Origin of the sequence: Agrobacterium sp. NPDC090273 (assembly GCF_044772305.1) — a bacterium.
GTDB lineage: Bacteria > Pseudomonadota > Alphaproteobacteria > Rhizobiales > Rhizobiaceae > Agrobacterium.
This window is the reverse complement of the sequence record NZ_JBIVYN010000007.1, coordinates 206,983-230,543: the sequence shown is the minus strand read 5'-3', so window position 1 is coordinate 230,543 and position 23,561 is coordinate 206,983. Positions and strand designations below refer to the sequence as shown.

At 57.5% G+C, this 23,561-nt stretch carries 21 protein-coding genes; 9 read left to right on the top strand and 12 right to left on the bottom strand.

Annotation, left to right across the window (positions count from 1 at the left end):
• The first annotated feature begins 1 nt into the window (after position 1).
• Positions 2-418, top strand: coding sequence for an RNA-binding S4 domain-containing protein (locus ACIQT8_RS19395; protein WP_138795204.1), 417 nt, complete (start codon positions 2-4; stop codon positions 416-418).
• A gap of 158 nt (positions 419-576) precedes the next feature.
• Positions 577-915, top strand: a complete 339-nt coding sequence (gene fdxA / locus ACIQT8_RS19390) for a ferredoxin FdxA (protein ID WP_262523461.1) — start codon at positions 577-579, stop codon at positions 913-915.
• A 53-nt stretch (positions 916-968) separates the two neighbouring features.
• Here fdxA and holA read toward each other — a convergent pair whose 3' ends face one another.
• Genes holA through leuS form a run of 3 tightly spaced genes read right to left on the bottom strand, consistent with a single transcriptional unit; the run spans position 969 to position 5,186 of the window.
• Complete coding sequence (gene holA / locus ACIQT8_RS19385) at positions 969-2,006, bottom strand: DNA polymerase III subunit delta (protein ID WP_138795206.1); 1,038 nt, start codon at positions 2,004-2,006, stop codon at positions 969-971.
• Positions 2,007-2,017: 11 nt separating this feature from the next.
• A complete protein-coding gene (locus ACIQT8_RS19380; protein ID WP_262523459.1) occupies positions 2,018-2,563 on the bottom strand; it encodes an LPS assembly lipoprotein LptE in 546 nt (181 codons plus the stop codon).
• The gene (leuS, locus tag ACIQT8_RS19375) at positions 2,556-5,186 is read right to left on the bottom strand and encodes a leucine--tRNA ligase (protein WP_400968470.1); all 2,631 of its coding nucleotides are present in this window, start codon (positions 5,184-5,186) and stop codon (positions 2,556-2,558) included. Before leuS ends, ACIQT8_RS19380 begins: the two co-directional genes overlap by 8 nt.
• A 194-nt stretch (positions 5,187-5,380) precedes the next feature.
• Between leuS and ACIQT8_RS19370 the strand changes: the two genes are divergently transcribed.
• Positions 5,381-6,040 (top strand): YggS family pyridoxal phosphate-dependent enzyme, encoded by a 660-nt coding sequence (locus tag ACIQT8_RS19370; protein WP_400968467.1) that lies wholly within the window; start codon positions 5,381-5,383, stop codon positions 6,038-6,040.
• Positions 6,041-6,125: 85 nt separating this feature from the next.
• Here the strand turns inward: ACIQT8_RS19370 and ACIQT8_RS19365 are convergent, their stop codons facing one another.
• Positions 6,126-6,827: a DUF1013 domain-containing protein gene (locus ACIQT8_RS19365; protein ID WP_178340602.1), complete on the bottom strand. Its 702-nt coding sequence runs from the start codon at positions 6,825-6,827 to the stop codon at positions 6,126-6,128.
• Positions 6,828-7,058: 231 nt separating this feature from the next.
• Between ACIQT8_RS19365 and acs the strand changes: the two genes are divergently transcribed.
• Entirely contained in the window at positions 7,059-9,017 is a 1,959-nt protein-coding gene (acs, locus tag ACIQT8_RS19360; RefSeq protein WP_138795209.1) for an acetate--CoA ligase, read from the top strand.
• A 113-nt stretch (positions 9,018-9,130) separates the two neighbouring features.
• On the opposite strand, the gene ACIQT8_RS19355 is transcribed toward acs, so the two are convergent.
• The 6 genes from ACIQT8_RS19355 to ACIQT8_RS19330 all read right to left on the bottom strand — a co-directional run bounded on the left by ACIQT8_RS19355 (position 9,131) and on the right by ACIQT8_RS19330 (position 15,647).
• The gene (locus ACIQT8_RS19355) at positions 9,131-10,138 is read right to left on the bottom strand and encodes a TRAP transporter substrate-binding protein (RefSeq protein ID WP_138795210.1); all 1,008 of its coding nucleotides are present in this window, start codon (positions 10,136-10,138) and stop codon (positions 9,131-9,133) included.
• A 42-nt stretch (positions 10,139-10,180) separates the two neighbouring features.
• Positions 10,181-11,458 carry a TRAP transporter large permease gene (locus ACIQT8_RS19350; RefSeq protein WP_262523455.1) on the bottom strand — a complete coding sequence of 426 codons (1,278 nt, stop codon included), beginning with the start codon at positions 11,456-11,458 and terminating at the stop codon, positions 10,181-10,183.
• 4 nt (positions 11,459-11,462) lie between these two features.
• The gene (locus ACIQT8_RS19345; protein ID WP_262523454.1) at positions 11,463-11,993 is read right to left on the bottom strand and encodes a TRAP transporter small permease; all 531 of its coding nucleotides are present in this window, start codon (positions 11,991-11,993) and stop codon (positions 11,463-11,465) included.
• A 21-nt stretch (positions 11,994-12,014) separates the two neighbouring features.
• On the bottom strand, positions 12,015-13,175 hold the full coding sequence (locus ACIQT8_RS19340) for a fumarylacetoacetate hydrolase family protein (protein WP_262523453.1): 1,161 nt from the start codon (positions 13,173-13,175) through the stop codon (positions 12,015-12,017).
• Between the two features lie 194 nt (positions 13,176-13,369).
• Positions 13,370-14,086, bottom strand: coding sequence for a FadR/GntR family transcriptional regulator (locus tag ACIQT8_RS19335; protein ID WP_138795214.1), 717 nt, complete (start codon positions 14,084-14,086; stop codon positions 13,370-13,372).
• A 115-nt stretch (positions 14,087-14,201) separates the two neighbouring features.
• Positions 14,202-15,647 carry an FAD-binding oxidoreductase gene (locus tag ACIQT8_RS19330; protein ID WP_400968460.1) on the bottom strand — a complete coding sequence of 482 codons (1,446 nt, stop codon included), beginning with the start codon at positions 15,645-15,647 and terminating at the stop codon, positions 14,202-14,204.
• Positions 15,648-15,858: 211 nt separating this feature from the next.
• On the opposite strand from ACIQT8_RS19330, the gene denD reads away from it, so the two are divergent.
• The 4 genes from denD to ACIQT8_RS19310 all read left to right on the top strand — a co-directional run bounded on the left by denD (position 15,859) and on the right by ACIQT8_RS19310 (position 20,630).
• Entirely contained in the window at positions 15,859-16,845 is a 987-nt protein-coding gene (denD, locus tag ACIQT8_RS19325; RefSeq protein ID WP_400968457.1) for a D-erythronate dehydrogenase, read from the top strand.
• Complete coding sequence (locus ACIQT8_RS19320) at positions 16,842-17,744, top strand: NAD(P)-dependent oxidoreductase (RefSeq protein WP_400968454.1); 903 nt, start codon at positions 16,842-16,844, stop codon at positions 17,742-17,744. Before denD ends, ACIQT8_RS19320 begins: the two co-directional genes overlap by 4 nt.
• Before the next feature lie 8 nt (positions 17,745-17,752).
• On the top strand, positions 17,753-19,537 hold the full coding sequence (locus ACIQT8_RS19315) for an IlvD/Edd family dehydratase (protein ID WP_400968452.1): 1,785 nt from the start codon (positions 17,753-17,755) through the stop codon (positions 19,535-19,537).
• Positions 19,538-19,655: 118 nt separating this feature from the next.
• The gene (locus tag ACIQT8_RS19310; protein ID WP_400968449.1) at positions 19,656-20,630 is read left to right on the top strand and encodes a threonine/serine dehydratase; all 975 of its coding nucleotides are present in this window, start codon (positions 19,656-19,658) and stop codon (positions 20,628-20,630) included.
• Between the two features lie 3 nt (positions 20,631-20,633).
• On the opposite strand, the gene ACIQT8_RS19305 is transcribed toward ACIQT8_RS19310, so the two are convergent.
• Positions 20,634-21,734 carry an NAD(P)/FAD-dependent oxidoreductase gene (locus tag ACIQT8_RS19305; RefSeq protein WP_400968446.1) on the bottom strand — a complete coding sequence of 367 codons (1,101 nt, stop codon included), beginning with the start codon at positions 21,732-21,734 and terminating at the stop codon, positions 20,634-20,636.
• A 223-nt stretch (positions 21,735-21,957) separates the two neighbouring features.
• Between ACIQT8_RS19305 and ACIQT8_RS19300 the strand changes: the two genes are divergently transcribed.
• Complete coding sequence (locus ACIQT8_RS19300) at positions 21,958-22,101, top strand: hypothetical protein (RefSeq protein WP_178340603.1); 144 nt, start codon at positions 21,958-21,960, stop codon at positions 22,099-22,101.
• 69 nt (positions 22,102-22,170) lie between these two features.
• Here the strand turns inward: ACIQT8_RS19300 and ACIQT8_RS19295 are convergent, their stop codons facing one another.
• The gene (locus tag ACIQT8_RS19295) at positions 22,171-23,349 is read right to left on the bottom strand and encodes a M20 aminoacylase family protein (protein ID WP_400968443.1); all 1,179 of its coding nucleotides are present in this window, start codon (positions 23,347-23,349) and stop codon (positions 22,171-22,173) included.
• Between the last annotated feature and the right edge of the window lie 212 nt (positions 23,350-23,561).

The window sequence follows — 23,561 nt, the reverse complement described above, 5'->3', positions numbered from 1 at the left end:
TATGGGAAGCAAGGAACAGTCACCGGAAAGTACGCGCCAGCGTCTGGATAAGTGGCTGTTCTTTGCTCGCATGGCCAAATCCCGATCGGTTGCACAGGGCTATATCCAGTCCGGTCTGGTACGGGTAAACGATACGGTCATCCGTCAGTCCAGTCACATGGTCAAGGCGGGCGACAGGCTGGACATTCGCTTCGAGCGGATGGATCGCGTGCTGATCGTGAAAGGTGGCGGAGAGCGCCGTGGGCCTTTCGAGGAAGCAAAGCTCCTTTACGACGACATCACGCCGCCGCGCGAGCCGGGAGAGCGGATAACGCATCTCGAGCAGGCAATGCGACTGCCGGGCTCCGGGCGCCCGACGAAAAAAGAGCGCCGTGCGCTCGACAAGTTCATTTCAGACGCTGGCGAAGACCGCGATTAGAATAAGCGTCTACGTACGCTCCCAATTCAGAACTGTTTATCCTTGCCATTGGGTGACAAACGCATTACGTCACATGCGAAAATGCCCTGTCTGAAAATCCGGGCGACGGCTTGTGTTCCGAAGCCCAATGACCCGGCCTGCATATTCTGGAGTTCATCATGACGTATGTCGTGACCGATAATTGCATCCGCTGCAAATATACCGACTGTGTTGAAGTCTGCCCCGTCGATTGTTTCTACGAAGGCGAAAACTTCCTTGCCATCAATCCTGACGAATGCATCGACTGCGGCGTGTGCGAACCGGAATGTCCCGCCGAGGCCATCAAGCCCGATACGGAGCCAGGTCTCGACAAGTGGTTGAAGCTGAACGCCGAATATGCCGCCGTCTGGCCCAACATCACCGTCAAGCGCGATCCCATGCCGGAAGCCAAGGAAATGGATGGCGTGGAAGGCAAGCTGGAGCTTTACTTCTCCGCTGAAGCCGGTCAGGGCGACTAAGCACCACATCAGATGATTTCAGAAGCTCCGGTCTTGATGCCGGGGCTTTTGTTTTATCCGGATCGACCCGATTGCAGCGTCGTTGCGAGCAGCGTCAGCAAGGCCACGCTTTCCTCCAGGCTTTGTCGCTGGCGGCTTTGCAGGATAGCCGCCTGCAAACGGTTCATTTCCCTGGCGATCGCCGCTGGTTGCCACGTGCGCAGCGCTCTTTCGATCACCGGTTTACGACGAAAATGAATGTGCCGTCCAAGTGTCTGCATGACCTGTCCGGCCTGCAGTTTTTTCTCATCCATTTCCGCGCGCATCTGGTCCAGAAGCTGAAACTGTTTCAGGCAGCCTTGAAGGACAAGGAAAATTGGCGTTTTCGACGCAATGATCTTCTGCGTCGCATGGAAAAAGGCGTTTCGATCACCTTTCAGGATGGCATCGACGGCATCGTCGGTCGAAATCGCGCTGGCATCGCCGATGATGGCCATCACGTCGTCTTCCTCAATCACCTCCATGCCACGGCCGTAAAGTGCGAGCTTGCGGATCTCATTGCGGGAGGCAATGCGGTCGCCGCCGAGCGATTCAATGAGGCGCTGGCGTGCAGCGGGTGCGATGCGCAGATTGTCTCCGGACAGTTCCTGGTCGATCAGCGCATTAAGAGCACGGGCATCGTCGGCGTAGCAGGGGATCGCGGCGATCGACCGGGCGGGCTCGGCGATCTTGCGCAGTCCCGTTCCCTTCTTGAGGTCGCCCGCTTCAATAATCAGGAAGCTTGCCTCCGGCGGTGTTTCGGCAAGAACCTGAAGCGCATCAACGAGCGCTTTTTCGGCCGCCGCGTTCTTGACCCAGACGAGTTTCTCTCCGCCGAAAAGCCCGATGGCATTGACTTCATCGAGAAGCCGGCCCGGATCGCCCTGAAGATCGGAAGCACTCAGTTTCAACGACGCGAAAGCATCATCGGGATCGATGCCCGTTTTCTTGGCAATGAGGCTTGCGCGTTCCGAGACGAGGCCGCGATCAGGGCCATAAATCACAAAAATGCGAAAACGCTCCGCCGGGTTTTCGGCGAAGCGCTCGAATTCATGAGACTTTATTTCCGTCATCGCGCCCGGTCTCAGCGGCCGAGCGTGGCGGCGATATCCGTACGGATGATTTCAGCCAGTTCGCGTGCTGCGCGGTTTTCTGCGTCGCGGATCGCACGGATCTTTGCGAATTCCTGCTGCGGCAGATCGACCTGTGCGGTCACGCTGCGGCGCGCAGAGCGCAGGATCTGTCCATCGGACACGCGCGTCAGCACGTATTGACCATTCATCACCACGCGGCCCGGGTAGGGACCATCGTAGTTGTTGTTGGTTCGCGACGTCAGATCGTAGTTTTCGACTTCGGTGGAGGTCGCACTCGAGCTGACTGTCATCTTGAGATTGTACTGAGCCGTAGCAGGTTCGCCAGCGCCGCCAGAAGCCAGGAAGATCAGGTTGTTGCGAACTTCCTGGGAGATTCTGTCATGCGCAGGAGCGAAGCTGACAGCCGCCAGCCTCTCTTTCGTTCCCGACGCTTCGCCGTAGAGCGGCCGGGCCTGGCACCCGGCAAGAACGCCAGCCACCAGCACGACGGAAAGTGCCGCCGCAGTGCGGCTCCATCTCGAAAATGCGTCAGACAACAATGTTCACAATCCTTTGCGGAACCACGATGACTTTCTTGGGCTCGCCGCCGGCAAGAAGAGATTTGACGGCATCCAGCGCAAGGGCGGCCGCACGAACGGCATCTTGATCCGCATCGCGCGCGATTGTCAATTCGCCACGCTTCTTGCCATTGACCTGCACCGGCATGGTGACGTCGTTTTCCTCGACCAGCGCGGGAACGAACGTCGGCCAGGGGCTCTGCGCCACAAGACCACCATTGCCAAGCACGGACCAGCATTCTTCGGCCAGGTGCGGTGTCATTGGCGCGATCATACGAATCAAAATCTCGACGGCATCGCGCGCCGCTGCCTTGACGTCCTCTGACTTGCCACCAGCCGACACGTCGGCGAGCGGGCCGGCCAGGGCGTTGACCAGTTCGTAGATGCGGGCGATGGCCTTGTTAAAGGCCAGCTTGTCCAGATCTTCCTGAACCGCCTTCAGCGTCTTGTGCGCAGCCTTTGAGGCAGCCAAGCCTTCGCCGTCCGTCGCAGGCTTTCCTGTGACGGCCTTCAGCTCTTCGGCGGCCTCGCCGATGATGCGCCAGACGCGCTGTACAAAGCGGTGTGCGCCTTCAACGCCGGATTCAGACCAGATGACGTCACGGTCCGGCGGAGAGTCGGACAGAACGAAGAAGCGGGCAGTGTCAGCGCCATAAGATGCGATGATGTCGTCCGGATCGACAACGTTCTTTTTCGACTTCGACATTTTCTCGATCGAGCCGATCTTCACCTCGTCGCCAGACGACAACAGGAATGCACGACGGTTTCCGTCCGTTTCGTCGATCCGCAGGTCCGCAGGTGCGATCCATTCGCGCGCAGTCCCTTCACCGCGGCTGTAGGTCTCATGCACCACCATACCCTGCGTAAAGAGGCCCTTGAATGGTTCCTTCACGTCGACATGGCCGGTCTCGCGCATCGCACGGGTAAAGAAGCGCGAATAGAGCAGGTGCAGGATCGCATGTTCGATGCCGCCGATATACTGATCGACCGGCAGCCAGCGATTGGCAACCTTAGGATCGGTCGGCTCGTCTTCCCACGGTGCGGTAAAGCGCGTGTAATACCAGCTCGAATCGACAAAAGTATCCATGGTGTCGGTTTCACGACGTGCGTCTGCACCGCACTGCGGGCAGGCAACGTGACGCCATGTCGGATGACGATCCAGCGGGTTGCCGGGGACGTCGAATGTCACGTCGTCAGGCAGCTTGACCGGCAATTGCTTTTTCGGAACCGGAACGACGCCACAGACTTCACAATGAATGACCGGGATCGGGCAGCCCCAATAGCGCTGGCGGGAGATGCCCCAGTCACGCAGGCGGAAATTGACCTTGCGCTCTGCCTGCGGCGCGTTGCCCAAGGTCTGAGCGGACAGTTTCTGCACGATCGCTTCAAATGCGTCTGCCGTCTTCATGCCGTTCAGGAACTGTGAATTGATCATCACGCCGTCATCGACATAAGCTGTGTCGCCAACAGTGAAGTTATCCTGATCCGGGCCTTCAGGCGCAACAACCGCAACGACCGGCAGGCCGTACTTGCGCGCGAAATCCAGGTCGCGCTGGTCGCCGGACGGGCAGCCGAAGATTGCACCGGTGCCGTAGTCCATCAACACGAAGTTGGCGATGTAGACCGGCAGTTCCCAAGTTGGGTCCAGCGGGTGAACGACCTTCACGCCAGTGTCCACGCCCTTTTTCTCGGCCGTTTCCAAAGCCGCGAGCGAGGTGCCATGACGACGGCACTCATCGCAGAACTCGGCGATGGCCGGGTTCTTTGCGGACAATTCCCTGGCCAGCGGATGGTCGGCGGCAATGGCGATGAACGATGCACCGAACAACGTGTCCGGGCGTGTGGTGTAAACGGTGATATCCGAAAAACCTTCGGGCGCTGTTGCTGCAACTGTCTGCCAACGCAGCGACAGGCCCTCGGATCGGCCAATCCAGTTCTTCTGCATCAAGCGAACTTTTTCCGGCCACTGGTCCAGCGTATCCAGTTCGTCCAGCAGATCCTGGCTGAAATCCGTAATGCGGAAGAACCATTGCGTCAGTTCGCGCTGTTCGACCAGAGCGCCGGAGCGCCAGCCGCGACCGTCGATCACTTGTTCGTTAGCCAGAACCGTATGGTCGACCGGGTCCCAGTTGACCTTGGACTGCTTGCGATAGACCAGGCCCTTTTCCATGAAGTCGATGAACAATGCCTGCTGACGGTGGTAGTAGTCGACGTCACAGGTGGCAAATTCGCGGGTCCAATCCAGGGACAGGCCCATGGACTTCAGCTGGCCGCGCATCGTGGCGATGTTCTGGTAGGTCCAGTCCTTTGGATGAACCTTGTTCTGCATGGCAGCGTTTTCGGCGGGCATGCCGAAAGCGTCCCAGCCCATTGGGTGCAGAACGTTGAAACCGCGCGCGCGCTTGTAACGCGCAACAACATCGCCCATGGCGTAGTTGCGCACATGGCCCATGTGGATGCGGCCCGATGGATACGGGAACATCTCTAGAACGTAATATTTCTCACGCGGGTCGCTGTTGTCGGTCACGAAAACATTGTCTTCGTTCCATTTCTGCTGCCAGCGCGGCTCGGCGTCGCGAGGATTGTAACGTTCGATGGCCATGTCTTTAGAAATCCGGGTATCGAGGGGAAAAATTTGCGCTGACCTTCACCATGAAACGACCGGGGCGTCAAGTTTGGCGGGGCATTAGGACGTTCAAACTTGGCCAGCGCTCATCAAATGGTGCGAAACCTGCTTGGCATCAAGGCTGCAGGCGTCTAGTTAGCGTTGAAAACGGTTCAAACGAAGGTCCTCCAATGGAAATCGAAGCGCGCCTTGAAGATGTCAGGCACCGGATTGCGGATGTTGCTGAAAAATCTGGTCGCAAGGCGGATGATGTTACGCTTGTTGCCGTTTCGAAGACTTTTGACGCGGAGGCGATTGAGCCGGTGATCGACTGTGGTCAGCGCGTTTTCGGTGAGAACCGTGTGCAGGAGGCGCAAGGCAAATGGCCGGCGCTGAAAGAGAAGACCCCTGATATCGAACTGCATCTGATCGGACCGCTGCAATCCAACAAGGCAGCAGACGCCGTGGAACTGTTCGACGTCATCCAGAGTGTCGATCGGGAAAAAATTGCTCGTGCCCTTGCCGCAGAATGCGAAAAGCAGGGACGACATCTTCGTTTTTATGTGCAGGTCAATACGGGGCTTGAAGAACAGAAAGCCGGTATCGATCCACGTGAAACGGCAGCCTTTGTTGTTTTTTGTCGTGACGAATTGAAGATGCCGGTCGAAGGGCTGATGTGCATCCCCCCCGCAGATGAAAATCCTGGCCCGCATTTTGCGCTTTTGGCCAAGCTCGCCGCTCAGTGTGGCCTCGAGAAGCTTTCCATGGGCATGTCCGGCGATTTCGAGACAGCCGTGGAGTTTGGCGCAACCAGTGTTCGTGTCGGCTCAGCGATTTTCGGTTCTCGCTGACGCTGAGTGAACAAAGAAAACTGAGCCTTCAACAAAAAACCCGGCTTTGAAGCCGGGTTTTGTAAATCCGATGACTGCAAACGAATCAGTACTGATCGTCCTCATCTTCGTCGGTCTTGGTCGACTTCAACGAGCTCAGCTTTCTGAACACGGCGTCGGCGTCGATCTGCTCTTCTTCTTCACGCTGGAAGCTGTAGTTCAGGCCTTCGGTCGCGGCTGCAGGCTGCAGCGTGTTGTCCAGCTCTTCTGCGGTTGGCAGCGGACGGCCGCGCGATGCGCGTTCGACTTCAAGGTCGAGATCGATCTGGCTGCAGAGACCGAGCGTTACCGGGTCCATCGGCGTAAGGTTGGCCGAGTTCCAGTGCGTACGATCGCGAATCTGCTCGATGGTGGACTTGGTCGTACCAACGAGGCGCGAAATCTGCGCGTCCTTCAGTTCAGCATGGTTACGGACCAGCCAGAGAATGGCATTCGGACGGTCCTGACGCTTGGAAACCGGCGTATAACGCGGGCCACGGCGCTTGGATTCCGGTACGCGAACCTTCGGCTCGGAAAGCTTCAGCTTGTGGTTCGGATTGCCTTCGGCGCGGACAATCTCGTCACGGGAAAGCTGTCCGGTTGCAATGGGGTCGAGACCCTTGATGCCCTGCGCGGCTTCACCGTCGGCAATTGCCTTCACTTCGAGCGGATGCAGCTTGCAGAACGTAGCGATCTGATCGAACGACAGCGCGGTGTTATCAACCAGCCATACGGCGGTCGCCTTTGGCATGAGCAATTGTTGAGCCATAGATACAATCCTTCTGTCCGTCCGCGCCGGTGTCGCGGGCCGTGGGTACTAACCACTAATTTCCGGGATATGGAGGCTCTATAGCTGCATTGCATCAGAATTGCAATTCTTTGTGCAACAAATGACCTTTGTCTAATTGCCGTACGAAGTTGAACTGCTATGAATTGAACACATGTCTGAGGTGGGAGTCTTGGGCAGAAAACAAGACATATCTGGTTCCAGGAGGAGTTCATGTCTGCCAAAATCTATCCGGTGCTCAAGTCGGCAAAGGCCCGTACGCTCATTGACAACGAGCGTTACCAGAAATGGTATCAGGAGAGCGTCGAGGACCCGGAAAAGTTCTGGGACAAGCACGGCCGGCGGATCGACTGGTTCAAGCCATATACCAAGGTCAAGAACACCTCGTTTCGCGGGCGCGTGCCGATCAAGTGGTTTGAGGACGGTCTTACCAACGTTTCTTACAACTGTATCGACCGGCATCTGAAGACGCATGGCGAACGTACCGCGATCATCTGGGAAGGCGACAATCCCTATATCGACAAGAAGATCACCTACAATCAGCTTTATGATTACGTCTGCCGTCTCGCGAACGTCCTGAAGAAGCATGGCGTCAAAAAGGGTGACCGCGTTACCATCTATATGCCGATGATCCCGGAGGCAGCTTATGCGATGCTCGCTTGCGCGCGTATCGGCGCCATTCATTCCGTGGTTTTCGGTGGTTTCTCTCCCGAAGCGCTGGCGGGCCGCATTGTCGATTGCCAGTCGACGTTTGTTATAACCTGCGATGAAGGCGTGCGTGGTGGCAAGCCTATCCCGCTGAAGGAAAATACCGACAAGGCGATCGACATCGCGGCGAAGCAATATGTCATCGTCAACAAGGTTCTGGTTGTCCGCCGCACCGGCGGCAAGACTGGCTGGGCACCCGGCCGCGATGTCTGGTACCATCAGGAAATTGCCACCGTGAAACCGGATTGCCCGCCCGTGAAGATGAGGGCGGAAGATCCGCTTTTCATTCTTTATACGTCCGGCTCCACCGGCAAACCAAAGGGCGTTCTGCACACGACGGGCGGGTATCTCGTCTATACCTCGATGACGCACGAATATGTGTTCGATTACAAGGATGGAGAGGTCTACTGGTGTACGGCCGACGTTGGCTGGGTGACCGGGCATTCCTATATCGTATACGGACCGCTGGCGAACTGCGCGACGACGCTGATGTTCGAGGGCGTGCCCAACTTTCCGGATCAGGGACGTTTCTGGGAGGTGATCGACAAGCACAAGGTCAATATCTTCTATACGGCACCAACAGCGTTGCGTTCGCTGATGGGCGCGGGCGACCAGTTTGTCACGCGCTCGTCGCGCTCCAGCATTCGTCTGCTCGGCACAGTGGGCGAGCCGATCAACCCGGAAGCCTGGGAGTGGTATTACCACGTCGTCGGTGAGGACAAGAGCCCGATCGTCGATACATGGTGGCAGACGGAGACTGGCGGTATTTTGATTTCGCCGCTGCCGGGCGCGACCGATCTGAAGCCCGGATCGGCGACACGACCGTTCTTTGGCGTACAGCCACAGCTTGTCGACGCGGAAGGCAACGTTCTGGAAGGCCCGGCCGACGGCAACCTGTGCATCACCGACAGTTGGCCCGGTCAGTCGCGCAGTGTCTATGGCGATCACCAGCGTTTCATCGACACCTACTTCTCCACTTACAAAGGCAAGTATTTCACCGGCGATGGCTGCCGTCGCGACGAGGACGGATATTACTGGATTACCGGCCGCGTCGACGATGTGCTCAACGTGTCTGGCCACCGACTTGGCACAGCGGAAGTGGAATCGGCGCTGGTGTCGCACCATCTGGTTTCGGAAGCGGCGGTTGTCGGTTATCCGCATGCCATCAAGGGGCAGGGCATTTATTGCTATGTGACGCTGATGGCCGGACAGAACGGTGACTATGCGCTTCGCGAGGAACTGGTGAAACACGTGCGCAACGAGATCGGCCCGGTCGCCACGCCTGACAAGATCCAGTTCGCACCCGGTCTGCCGAAGACACGCTCCGGCAAGATCATGCGCCGTATTCTCAGAAAAATCGCCGAAGACGATTTCGGAGCGCTCGGAGACACCTCGACACTTGCCGATCCGGCGGTGGTCGAAGATCTCATCGCCAACCGGCAGAACCGGCTGGCGGCGTCCTGATCGTCCAACTGTCTTGAAAAGGCTGCTTCGGCAGCCTTTCTTTTTGCCAATGGCACAAACAAAAACACCCGGAGGCGGAACCTCCGGGTGTTTTTCATTCTAGGTCAGTGCGATTACTGACCGCGGATCTTCTTCAGGTCCGCGAGAACGGCGTCAACGACGTCAGCGCCGATTTCAGCCTTGTGCTTTTCGTAGACGACCATCGACTTTTCGCGGATACGGGCCTGCTCTTCAGCCGACAGCGTGTTCACTTCGAGGCCGGCAGCCTTGATCTTTTCCAGGGACTTCTGGTTCAGATCGCGGATGACCTTGCGCTCTTCGTCACGGCCAACGGCCGCGCACTCGCGCAGGGCAGCCTGCTCTTCAGGAGCGTAGCTGTCGAAGATCGGCTTGGAGAAGAGGAACAGGAACGGCGTGTAAGCGTGGTTCGTTTCCGTGATGTACTTCTGGACTTCGTAGAACTTGGACGTGTCGATCGTTACGTAGGGGTTTTCCTGCGCGTCGATGGCGTTGGTTTCAAGTGCGGAGAAGACTTCGCCGAAAGCCATCGGCGTTGCGTTGGCACCGAGGTTCTGGAAGGTGTCGAGGAAGATGTTGTTCTGCATCACGCGAACCTTCAAGCCGGAGAAATCTTCCCACTTGTTAACAGCGTGCTTGGAGTTGGACAGGTTGCGGAAACCGTTTTCCCAGTAAGCCAGGTTTACGAGACCCTGCTCTTCCAGCTTCTTGTTCATCATGTTGCCGAACTCACCGTCCATAACGGCGTCAGCTTCCTGAGCGTTGGAGAAAAGGAACGGCAGGTCGAACACGCCGAGAGCCGGGATCAGGCCAACGAGCGGCGACGAGGACGTCACAACGGCTTCCTGAACGCCGGAGCGGAGAGCCTGCGTTGCCTGAAGATCGCCGCCGAGAGCGCCGCCCCAGAATGCCGTCAGTTTCAGCTTGCCGCCCGACTTGTCGTCGAGGCAGGCCTGCATCGCCTTGATGCCGTTGCCGACCGGGTGGTCGGCATTGATGCCGTTCGAAACACGGATGTTGCGGCTGCTGAATTCAGCCATCGCAGGTGCTGCTGCGCCAACGGCGAAAGCGATTGCAGTGGTGGTCAGAAGAAGCTTTCTCATAATATCCTCCCTTGGATTTGTGAGCGAGAAGCGGATTGCGGATTAACGGAGATACTGCAGCGGAACCATAACGATGTCCGGGAAGATGACGAGCAACGCCAGGACAATGGTTTCGGCTACAAGGAACGGCCAAACGCCGATCGTTACCTTGCCCAGCGGAATGCGTCCCACGCCGCTGACGACGTTCAGCACGACGCCAACCGGAGGGGTAATCAGGCCGATGGCGTTGTTGATGATGAAGAGTACGCCAAAGTAGACCGGATCGATACCTGCCTGTTTGATGATTGGCATCAAAACAGGTGTCAGGATCAGGATGGTCGGCGTCAGGTCGAGTGCGGTGCCGACGACGAAGACGAGGATCATGATGACGACCATCAGGAGCATCGGTCGGTCGATCAGCGGCTCGATATAGCCTGCAACTTCGTTTGGAATGTTGGCAGCGGTGATAAGCCATGCGGAAACCAGCGCGGCGCAGACCAGGAACATGATGATCGATGTGCTTTTCGCGGCACGCAGGAGAACATGGAAGAGGTCTGCAGGCTTCAGTTCGCGGTAGATCACCATGCCGACGAACAGAGCGTAGGCGGCGGCCACAACAGCGGCTTCGGTCGGGGTCATGATGCCGGCCTTGATGCCGCCGAGGATGATGACCGGCATGCCGAGCGCCCAGCCGGCGCGAGCCGTCGCAGCCAGACGTTCTTTCGCAGTCGTTCTTGGCAGCGGCTGAACATTGTCCTTACGCACGACGATAAGCCAGGCGATGATCAGCGAGATACCCATCAGGATGCCCGGAACGATACCGGCAAGGAAGAGCTGCGTGATCGAGACGTTTGCGGCGACGCCGAAAACGATGAAGGCCATGGACGGCGGGATGACCGGAGCAATGATGCCGCCTGCGGCGATCAGACCACCGGAGCGCGGAATATTGTAACCGGCTTTTGCCATCATCGGGATCAGGATCGCCGCAAGTGCTGCGGTATCAGCTGCTGCCGAACCGGAAATGCTGGCCATAATGATGGCGGCAACGATTGCAACGATACCAAGACCGCCGCGGATGTGGCCGACGAGAGCTATCGCGAAGTCGATGATGCGGCGGGAAAGGCCGCCGGAGTTCATCAGTTCGCCGGCAAGAATGAAGAAGGGAATAGCCAGCAGCGTGAAGGTATCAGCGCCCGAGATCATGTTCTGAGCAATTATCTGAGTGTTGAACATGCCCATGTAAGCCATGAGCACGACGCCACAGAACATCAGCGAGAATGCGACGGGAACGCCAATCGCCATGGCTCCCAGCAGAGAGCCGACAAAAACAAAAAGTGTCATGGTATCAGCGCTCCGAAAGCTGTTCGATCGTCAGGTTCTCGCCCGCAAACTGGGCGACTTCATCATCGGTCACGCGGCCCGTGAGATAACGGTAGAGGCGTTCGAGCGCGATGATGAACATCAGGCCGCCGGTGAACATGCCAACGCCGTAGACCCAGATCATCGAGAGCTTGGTTACGGGGGCGTGCATGCTGGCGTTGATGCCGGACTGCTTCCAGGTTCCCCAGAAGAAAATGGCGGAACAGACAAGAATGATGATGTTCGAGATGATCATGCAGAAGACGCGTGCGCGTCGCGACAGGAACATGACGAGCGTTTCAATGCCCATGTGGCTGTTCTCGCGAAACGTGAGAACGGCACCGATAAAGGTCAGCCACACGAAGAAATAGCGCGACAACTCTTCCGACACGTTGATACCGGAATTCATCGTGTAACGCATGACAACGTTCACGAAGACCATGATCGACATGCCGGCCAGCAGCAAGACGAGAATGATTTCGAGAATCCGGTAAAAGAGATTGATTGTCTTTTGCATTTTCCCCTCCCGAAGAAATTTTTAGAGTAGCCCTCGTTTGGCCAGATTGCGCATCAGAGCCGTGGTGCCGAACGTCCATTCGGGGCACTCGTCGGTGGTGGTAACCCAGTTGATAAGCCTGCCGAGCTTCGGCGTGGAAATTTCCACGCGGTCGCCCTTGGCGTGGGTGAAGCCGAGACCGGGACCATGCCGGTCCTTGACCGGTGCAAACATGGTTCCGAGGAAGAATACCGCGCCATCGGGATACTGATGATTGCGGTTCAAGAGTTGCGAAGCCAGATTCTCCGGCGAGCGGCTGATTGCCTGCATCGGGCTGACGCCCGTCATCGTGAAGCCATCCGTGCCTTCGACGAGAAGCGAGATCTGCGACTGCTTGACATCTTCGATGCTAAACTTTCCGTCAAAAAGACGGATGAAGGGACCGATTGCGCAGGACGCATTGTTGTCCTTCGCCTTGCTGAGCAGCAGGGCGGAGCGTCCTTCGAAATCACGCAGATTGACGTCGTTGCCCAATGTTGCGCCGATGATGCGTCCATCCGACGTAATGGCAAGGACGACTTCCGGTTCAGGATTGTTCCATTGCGACTTCGGGTGAACGCCGATGAGGGCGCCGCAACCGACGGATGCCATGGCCTGTGCCTTGGAGAAAATTTCCGCATCGGGGCCGATGCCAACTTCGAGATACTGCGACCAGAGGCCCATTTCCTGAAGCAGCTTTTTCACTTCGGCAGCTTTTTCGGAGCCGGCTTCGAGGCCCTTGAGGTTGTCGCCGAGAACCGGCGCCAGACGCACACGAATTTCCTGGGCGCGCAACGGGTCGCCTTTGGCCTGCTCCTCGATGACGCGCTCCAGCATGCTGTCGGCGAAGGTTACACCAGCTGCCTTGACCGCCTGAATATCGTTCGGAGCGAGGAGTTCACCGGCCGAACCGTCGAGAAATGCGTCAAGCGTGCCGAGTGCGACGAAACCGCTGACGTCGGCGAGCAGATCGACCAGATCGGTCTTTTCGAGAAGCTCGGCCATGGTCGGAGCAAGCGAGGTGAGATCATAAAGCACGCCGTCACGCAGAAGCACGGGGCAGGGCCCATCTTCGCTTTTTGACCAGACGCGACCAACCAGCAGGGCGCTCGCAAAATCTTCAGGCAAAATATCTGTGGCGTTGATTGGCCCAGCAACGGTCATGTATGTCCTCCACTTCAGAACCCCGACGACCACCTCCATGTGGTCTTATTGTCTGGATGTCTGACAAGCTATATTGATCTTTCTTAGTATGACTTTTGCAGCGAGTCTAGCGGTCGACTAGACAAAAATTCGCGTTGTTTGTCGCCCTGATCATGAAAACCCGACAAAGCTGTCCGATAGCTTTGCGTTACAGCTCAGAATAGGTCGAGTTCCAGGTTCACTCGACTTGCTGCGCCGATAAGGTGCTTGCGCATAGCGTTTTTGGCCGCCGTGGCATCGGAAGCGGCGACCGCGTCGTAGATGGCAACGTGTTCGGCGATGGTGATTTCGAGGATTTCGCCAAATATTGCACGGGAGAACGCGATATTGATCGCAGAGCTGATGCGTTCGGCAATAAAGCCAAGAAACATCAGGAAATATTCATTCTGAGTCGCCTCGGCGAGAATGCGGTGGAAGTCGAGATCCGCCGCCACGCCGTCCTTGCTCCAGTCTTCGGCTGTCCGCATTCCTTGCAAGGCCTCTGCAAGCCGCGTCAATTGTTCGGGGCTTCTATGAAGCGCCGCAAGGCCGGCAGCCTCAATCTCCAGCGGCATGCGAAGCTGAAAGAGATCCCTGAAGTTTTCCGGGTCGTTCAGCCGGGACCGTTCGATGCGAATGGAAAGGCGCTGCCTGGGATCGGTGACAAACGCGCCGACACCTTGCCGTGTTTCAACAAAACCCTCATTGCGCAATTGCGCAATGGCTTCGCGAATAACCGATCGGCTGACACCAAAGGTCCTGGCCAGTACATGCTCGGTGGGCAACCTGTCACCCGGTCCAAGTTTCGAATCGTTGATTTCGCGGGCGATCTCCGCGGCAATGCGGCCGGGAAGGTGATCGTTGCGATGTATCTGATTGAACTCCAGCGTCATGCCTGCTCCCGTTTCGCGGAATTATTGCTTTTATCTTCACCTCTGCCCGCGACTTCCTCCTTCGCCTGCAGAGGTTTTGTGGACGGCTTTTTGGTGGAGCCGTCCACGTTTTTACTTAGCTATCCGCCGAAAGGCTGATCTGGCAACCGGGATTCATGCGCAAATCCGGGTCAAACGCGGATTTCAGGTTGGTGATCATCTGGCGCTGCACGTCGGACAGGCGGCTTTCAAAGTCGCCGCGCTTCAGGCGGCCGATGCCATGCTCGGCGCTGATGCTGCCGACGTAACGATCCAGCACCTCATTGACGATGGTTTTGGATTTGTAGATGAGCGCCGTTCGTTCGTCCGGCGTCGAGCCGTTCGGCGGCAGAACGTTGAGGTGAACATTGCCGTCTCCGACATGCCCATAAGACACGGCAAGGCATTCCGGCAGGCGATCCGCCAGTTCGGCTTCAGCTTCGGCCACGAAGGCCGAGAGCTTCGAAAGCGGCACGGAAATGTCAGTGCGCATATGCGAGCCGCGCAGGGCCTGGCCCTCGTTCATGCCTTCGCGGAACAGCCAGAGCTGTTGCGCCTGCGCACGAGATGAGGCAATGACGCCGTCCAGCACCAGCCCGTCTTCCATGACGCCTTCAAGGAAACGTCCCATCAGATCGGCCGTGTCGACCAGGCCCGAACCGGAAATCTCCATCAGCACATAGGCGGGATAATCCGCAGCAATCGGCATCTTGAGGTCGGGAATGGCTTCGATCGCCAGTGTGAAAGCCACCGGCGGCATGAATTCAAAAGCCGACATCAGGTCACAGCATTCACGGCGCGCGCGGCGATAAAGCTTGATGGCGTCATCGAGCGAATTAAGGCCCAGCAGCGCTGTCTCGACGTGTTCAGGGTTCGGATAGAGTTTGACCGCAACGGCGGTAATGATGCCAAGCGTTCCTTCCGCGCCGATGAACAGTTGCTTGAGATCAATGCCGCGATTGTCCTTGCGCAATGTGGACAGGCCGTTCCAGATCGTGCCGTCCGGCAAAACAACTTCGAGGCCGAGAACCAGTTCGCGCGTCATGCCGTAGCGCAGCACGTTGATACCGCCGGCATTGGTTGAGACGTTGCCCCCGATGCGGCAGCTACCCTGGGCTCCCAGTGACAGCGGAAAGAACATGCCCTTGTCTTCGACGGCGTCCTTGAATTCCGAGAGGATGCATCCGGCTTCCACGACTGCGGAAAAATCGTCGCTGTCGATGGTGCGGATGGCATTCATGCGCTCGAGGCTGATGACGACCTGTCCTGCAGGTGCGTCGGGTGTTGCGCCCAGAACCAATCCGGTGTTGCCGCCTTGGGGAATGATGGCAAGTTTCAATTCAGCGCAGGCGCGAACGGCAGCAGAGACTTCTTCCGTCGAACGCGGACGAATGACGGCGACCGCCGAACTCGTCACGTCCCCGTGCCAGTCACGGCAGTAACGGGCCATATCCTCCTCTGCCGTCAGAAGCATTCCTTCTCCCAGCATGTTTTTCAACGAGAACCGCACTTCCGTCAGGTCGTTCTCGATCACGTTCTGCATTCCACCCTCTCCCATGCCACCCGCTCAAGGTCGCGCATCAGGCCGTATTCGTGCCTGCTTTTGCCGGTTTGTTAAAAAATACTATTTTCAAGCGGATCATATAAGGTTATCAGACAACCTTACAAGCTAATTTATCGGCTTGCTGTCTCGATAGCGAGTCAGAGGTGTTTTTCGGTCCGGGAGAGTGACCGGATCAATGAGGAGGATAAATATGCATATCGCAATCATCGGAGCTGCCGGCATGGTTGGCCGCAAGCTGACCCAGCGTCTCGTCAAGGACGGCGCATTGGGCGGTAAGCCGATCGAAAAATTCACGCTGATCGACGTGTTCCAGGCAGATGCGCCTGCCGGTTTTTCCGGTGTAGTCGATACGCGTGCGGCCGATCTTTCCGCGCCCGGCGAAGCCGAGAAGCTGGTGGAAGGTCGTCCTGATGTCATCTTCCATCTTGCCGCTATCGTGTCGGGTGAAGCCGAACTGGATTTCGACAAGGGATATCGCATCAACCTTGATGGCACGCGTTACCTTTTCGACGCCATCCGGATTGCCAACGGCAAGGACGGCTACAAGCCGCGCGTCGTTTTCACCTCGTCGATCGCCGTTTTCGGTGCGCCCCTTCCTTATCCGATCCCGGATGAATTCCATACGACCCCGCTCACCAGCTACGGTACACAGAAGGCAATCTGCGAACTGCTGCTGTCGGATTACAGCCGTCGCGGTTTCTTTGACGGCATCGGTATTCGCCTGCCGACGATCTGCATCCGTCCCGGCAAACCGAATGCTGCCGCATCCGGTTTCTTCTCGAATATCCTGCGCGAGCCGCTGATTGGTCAGGAAGCGGTGTTGCCGGTTCCGGAAACCATTCGCCACTGGCACGCATCGCCACGTTCGGCTGTCGGCTTCCTCATTCACGGCGCGACGATCGACGTTGAAAAGGTCGGTCCGCGTCGCAATCTTTCCATGCCGGGGCTCAGCGCAACTGTTGGCGAACAGATCGAAGCGCTTCGCAAGGTTGCTGGTGAAAAAGCTGTTTCCCTCATCCGTCGCGAACCGAATGAAATGATCATGCGCATGTGCGAAGGCTGGGCTCCCGGCTTCGAAGCCAAGCGTGCCCGCGAACTGGGCTTCACGGCAGAAAGCTCGTTCGAAGAAATCATTCAGGTTCATATCGAAGACGAACTCGGGGGCTCTTTGAAATGAGTGTTGCCGGGGAGGAGAAGAAACAGTCTATCGCGTTCATCGGAACCGGCCTGATGGGCGGTCCGATGGCCCGGCGCTTGCTGGGCGCGGGGTTTGCCGTCAAGGTCTGGAACCGCAGCGTCGAGAAGGCCGAAGCGCTTGTTGCCGATGGTGCAGTGGTTGCAGCATCGCCGGCTGAGGCGGCCAGGGGCGCCGATGTCGTCATTACGATGTTGAGCGACGGCAAGGCGGTTGGTGAAGTCCTGTTTGAAACGGGCGTTGCCGAGGCATTGGAAAAGGGTGCTGTCGTGATCGACAGCAGTTCCATCGCTCCACCGATTGCACGCGAACATGCGTCGCGGCTGGAAGCGCTGGGTATTCGCCACATCGATGCGCCGGTGTCCGGCGGTGTGCCGGGTGCGACTGCAGGCACGCTCGCCATTATGGCGGGTGGTGACGAAGCAGTCGTTTCTTCCCTTGCCGATCTCTTTGCACCGATGGGACGCTTGACCTATGTCGGCCCTTCGGGTGCCGGGCAGCTTTGCAAACTTGCCAATCAGCAGATCGTCGCCATCACCATTGGCGCCGTTGCTGAGGCGATGATGCTGGTCGAGGCTGGTGGTGCATCGCGCGAAGGTTTTCGTAATGCGATCCGTGGCGGTTTTGCCGAAAGCCGTATTCTCGAGCTGCACGGCGAGCGGATGGTCAAGCGCAATTTTGTGCCCGGTGGTCCATCGAAATTCCAGCTCAAGGATTTGAACGGTGTGCTTGCCACGGCAAAGGATCTGTCTCTGACGCTTCCTCTGACACAGCAGGTTACCCGCGAATTTGATGATTTCGTCGGCGACGGCGGAGCTGATATCGATCACAGCGGCATCCTGCTCTATCTCGAAAAACTCAACAACCGGGAACAGGGTTGAGATCAGCCATGGCCAACGACATCACACAGAAGCGACGCCTGCGTTCACAGGACTGGTTTGACAATCCTGATCACCTTGACCTGACTGCACTTTATCTCGAACGCTTCATGAACTACGGCGTGACGCCGGAAGAGCTTCGCTCTGGCAAACCGGTGATCGGTATCGCTCAGAGCGGTAGCGACCTGACGCCGTGCAATCGCGTTCACGTCGAACTCGTGAAGCGTGTGCGCGACGGTATTCGCGATGCTGGCGGTATTCCGATTGAGTTTCCTACCCATCCGATGTTCGAGAATTGCAAACGCCCAACGGCGGCGCTTGATCGAAACCTCGCTTACCTCAGCCTAGTGGAAGTGCTTTACGGTTACCCGCTTGATGGTGTCGTTCTGACAACGGGTTGCGACAAGACCACGCCGTCGGCGTTGATGGCGGCGAGCACGGTCGACATTCCGGCCATCGTGCTCTCCGGTGGCCCTATGCTCGACGGGTACCACGAGGGTGATCTCGTCGGTTCCGGTACGGTGATCTGGCGTATGCGCCGCAAATTTGGTGCCGGCGAAATTACCCGCGAGGAATTCCTGCAGGCGGCGCTGGAATCTGCACCGTCGGTCGGTCACTGCAACACCATGGGTACCGCATCCACGATGAATGCGATGGCGGAAGCGCTCGGCATGTCACTGACCGGCTGCGGTGCAATTCCGGCGGCTTACCGCGAACGCGGCCAGATGGCCTATCGCACGGGGATTCGTTCCGTCGAACTGGTGCTTAATAACATCAAGCCGTCCGATATCCTGACACGCGAAGCGTTTCTCAACGCGATCCGCGTCAACTCGGCCATCGGTGGATCGACGAATGCGCAGCCACATCTTGCCGCGATGGCGAAACACGCCGGGGTCGAACTTCGTGAAGAAGACTGGCAGGTCTACGGTTACGACATTCCGCTTCTGGCCAATGTTCAGCCCGCCGGTAAATGGCTTGGTGAAAAATATCATCGCGCAGGCGGAACGCCAGCGATCATGTGGGAACTTCTGAAAGCGGGCAAGCTCGACGGAAACTGTCCGACCGTGACCGGCAAGACCATGGCGGAAAACCTTGAAGGCCGGGAATCATCCGACCGCGACGTGATTCTGCCTTATGATCAGCCGCTCAAGGAACGTGCCGGCTTCCTGGTGCTCAAGGGGAACCTGTTTGACTTCGCGATCATGAAGACAAGCGTGATCTCGTCGGAGTTCCGACAGCGTTATCTCAGCGAACCAGGCCGTGAAGGCGTGTTCGAAGGCAAATGCGTGGTGTTCGACGGTTCGGAGGACTATCACGCCCGGATCAACGATCCGGCACTTGATATCGACGAACGTACCATTCTTGTTATCAGAGGTGCGGGTCCGCTCGGCTGGCCAGGGTCGGCTGAAGTCGTGAACATGCAGCCGCCGGATGCGCTTTTGAAAAAGGGGATCACCAGCCTCCCGACAATCGGTGATGGACGTCAGTCAGGAACCGCAGACAGCCCATCGATCCTGAATGCCTCTCCGGAAAGTGCGGCGGGCGGCGGTCTGGCGTGGCTCAGGACAGGCGATGTCATTCGCATCGACTTCAACCAGGGCCAGTGCAACATGCTGGTGTCCGACGAAGAAATCGCAGCACGCAAAGCGGACGGCATTCCGGCCGTTCCGGCCGATGCGACGCCATGGCAGCGCATCTACCGAAAGTCGGTGACACAGCTTTCCGACGGTGCAGTTCTGGATGGCGCAGCCGATTTCCGCAGGATTGCAGAAAAGATGCCGCGGCATAACCATTGATATTGATCGAAAAAAATCCCCGGCCAAGCCGGGGATTTTTTTGTTTCAGGCGGTTTCGTAACGCAATTCGGCCTCTTAATGTTCGCAACTGCAAATCAGCAGCACGGGAGCAAAAAAGATGACGAATATTGCGATGATTGAAGCGGCGCGCGAACGTATCGGCAAAAACGCAGTGCGTACCCCGTTGCTGTCGTCGCATTTTCTGGATGAGATTGCTGGCCGCAAATTATACGTGAAGGCAGAGTGCCTGCAGAAGACGGGTTCCTTCAAGTTTCGCGGTGGCTGGTCGGCGGTCTCAGGTCTGCCTGCGGATGTGCGAGCCAAAGGCGTGATCGCTTTTTCCTCCGGCAATCATGCTCAGGGCGTTGCTCTGGCCGCTCGTCTGCATGGGGTGCCGTCGGTTATCATCATGCCATCCGATGCGCCGAAGATCAAAATCGACAACACACGTGCCTATGGTGCCGAGGTTGTTTTGTATGACAGAGCGAACGAAGATCGCGACGCGATCGGCGACCGGCTGTCACGCGAGCGCGGGTTGACGCTCATCAAGCCATTCGACGAGCCGCTGGTGATCGCCGGGCAGGGGACAGCAGGTCTTGAAATCGCCGAACAGGGTGCTGAACTGGGCATCGGTGCGGCTGAGGTTCTTGTCCCGTGTGGCGGCGGCGGGCTGACCTCGGGCATTGCTCTTGCACTCGATGCCAAAGCTCCGACGTACAAGGTCCGTACCTGCGAACCGGAGCACTTTGATGATGTCGCGCGTTCGCTTGCAGCAGGCAAGATCGAACGCAATGCCAGCACATCCGGCTCGCTCTGCGATGCGATCATGACACCACAGCCTGGAAACGTCACCTTCCCGCTCATGGCGGGTCTGTGCGGAGAGGGAATTGCCGTCTCCGAGGACGAAGCGCTTCGCGCCATGGTTCTGGCCTTCAATAGACTGAAGATCGTTGTGGAACCGGGTGGAGCCGTGGCGCTTGCCGCCGCGCTTTTCCATGGAAGCGAATTGACGGGTGATATCGTGATTGCCGTTGCCTCGGGTGGCAACGTCGATCCGGCGATCATGGCAAACGCGCTTTCCCGTTTTGGCTGAATGTCAGGCCAGTTTCCCGGCGACATCGTGAGCAATGGCCAGCGAGGCTGTGAGCCCCGGACTTTCTATACCAAAGAGATTGACGAGGCCCGGAAGCCCATGTGCTTCCGGGCCGTCGATCCGGAAATCCATGGCGGGGTCATTCTGACCTGAAATCTTTGGACGGATGCCGGAATAAGCGGGAATCAACGCATTTTCTGGCAGCCCCGGCCAATAACGTCGTATTGCTTCGCCAAAACCGCTCATACGCTCGGGATTAACGGCATATTCTATGCCGTCCACCCATTCGACATCGGGACCAAAGCGTGCCTGCCCAGCCAGATCGAGTGTGAGATGAACGCCAAGGCCATGCGTCTGCGGCGCGGGGTATATGAGCCGTGAGAAAGGCTGTTTGCCGGAAAGCGCAAAATAGCTTCCTTTTGCATAACGCGCCATCGGGACGGTGTCATGCTGTAGCCCATCGATCTTTGCGGCGATTGACGGCGCGAAAAGCCCAGCCGAATTGACGAGGAACCGGCACGTCAGGCTCATCGGCTCCTTGCCACCGACATGGACACGGAAGCCGTTGCTGACCGTTTCTGCAGCAAGAAAAGGCGCGTTGAGGGCCAGCGCCGCGCCATGATCTTCCGCGTCGCCCAACAGTGCGAGCATATAGCCATGACTGTCTATAATTCCCGTCGACGGGGAAAACAGCGCAGCCGTACAGGACAAGGCGGGTTCAAGCAGAAGTGCTTTTTGCCTATCGATCAGCTCCAGATCACCACAACCATTGGCTTGGCCCTTGTTCTTGAGGCCGACAAGCAGGTCTGCTTCCCCATCGTCAGTGGCGACGATCAGCTTGCCGCAACGACGGTGGGCGACGCCATGGCTTTGGCAGAAGGCATATAGCCGATGCTTTCCATCGACACAAAGACGGGCCTTGAGGCTTCCTTGCGGATAATAAAGCCCTGCGTGAATAACCTCGCTGTTGCGGGAGGACGTTGCTGAGCCGAACTCCGCTTCGCTCTCGAGGATGATAACGGAGAAGCCGCGCATTGCCAGCTCGCGTGCCGTGGCCAGTCCGATGACACCGGCGCCAATGATGACTGCATCTATATCGGTCATGGCTTCCCGTTTTTTGATGGCTCGAACCGAATTCCCGCTAAAGCGTTTATATCGCGCCATGGGTAGATTGATGCGTTTCGACAGGCAAGTCGCAATCCGATTTTTCCCTTTGGGCCAATCTTATGGAATTTTATCTCTACTGAAATAGTGGGGAATAGCGATAATCTTTACCAAGATAAGCGAGTGGCCACCTCGGTGGATCAATGAGGCAAAGGAGCGCGAAATGTCTTATTCCAAGACCGGAAAAGTCAAAGACTTCGTTCCGCAATCCCACGCACAGCGCAACTGGCGTGACACGGTTCACACTGCGCTGGTCGGCGTCTGTTTCGCTTTTGTCGCAGCAGTCATTTTCGGCTTCGTTCCCTGATCCTCCCATATTCCGGGAAACCGAAGAAAAAGGCCAGTCGCTCCTCCGACTGGCCTTTTTCATTTGATGTCAGCGCTTGAGGTAATCTTCCGCCAGTTCGACCCAGAACGAGGTTCCGATTGGCAGAATCTCGTCGTTGAAGTCGAACTTCGGGTGATGCAGAGGCGGATCGTTATCGGTACGGGCCGTTCCGAGGAAGAAATAACAACCTGGCCGTTTCTCCAGCATATAGGCGAAATCTTCAGCGCCCATCGAAGGGCGTGGCATTTCGGCGACGTTTTCGGCTCCGGCAAATCGCTTTGCCAGTTCATTGACGTAGTCAGTCTCAGCCTTGTGATTGATCGTGGCGTTGTAACCACGTTCGTACTCGATGGTCACGCTCATGCCGTAGCTCGCGGCCTGGCCCTCGGCGATGGAGCGGATACGCTTTTCGAGTTCGTCGCGAACGCCCGGATCGAAGGAGCGGATTGTCAGCAGCATTTCTGCGGTTTCCGGAATGACATTGCTTGCGATCCCGGCGTGAAATGCCCCCACGGTCACAACAGCGGAGAGTTGCGGATGGATGTTGCGGGAAACCACCGTCTGCAACGCCATGATGATGCTGGCACCTGCCACGATGGGGTCAGCTGCAGCTTGGGGTTCTGCACCATGGCCACCGTAGCCATTCACCGTGATCCTGCATTCGTCGACGGCTGCCAGGATCGGACCTTCACGCAGCACGAACTGACCAAAAGGCAGGCCGGGATCGTTATGAAGGGCGAAGACAGCGTCGCAGGGGAAGCGCTCAAAAAGGCCATCCTCGATCATGATGCGGGCGCCGCCAAAATTTTCTTCCGCCGGCTGAAAGATCAGATGCAGCGTCCCGTCGAAGTTCTTGCGTTCAGCGATGATTTTAGCCGCACCGAGCAACATGGCGGTGTGGCCGTCATGTCCGCAGGCATGCATGACGCCCTGATTTTCACTGGCGTAGTCGGCGCCGGTTTCTTCATGAATGGGCAAGGCATCAATGTCTGCACGAATGCCGAGCGTGCGCGTCCCGCTGCCATTGCGCAGCGTGGCGACAACTCCGGTGCCGGCAAGGCCGCGTGTGACGTCGTAGCCCATGGCAACAAGTTGGTCGGCAATGAAGTCTGACGTCTGGTGCTCGGAAAGGCCGATTTCGGGATGCTGGTGAAGATGATGCCGGATCGCGACCACCTCTGGCATATGGTTGGCGAATGCGCTGCTGTTTCCGGTTTGTCTGGTCATCGTGCGGTTCCGTTACCTTGCTTTTAGACCCTTCCATAACAGCAATGTTGCGAGCGCGTAAATGCCGAATAGGGGTAGGCCGGTGGGCCTAAAATTGACGGTGTTACGGTTTGGATCGAAAGCCTGGAAACATCGCTTGCATCGGCCCGAAACCGGTGGCATGGAACTGGTTGGCGATGCAAGGCGTTACGTCTTTTCGGTGGCAAGAATAC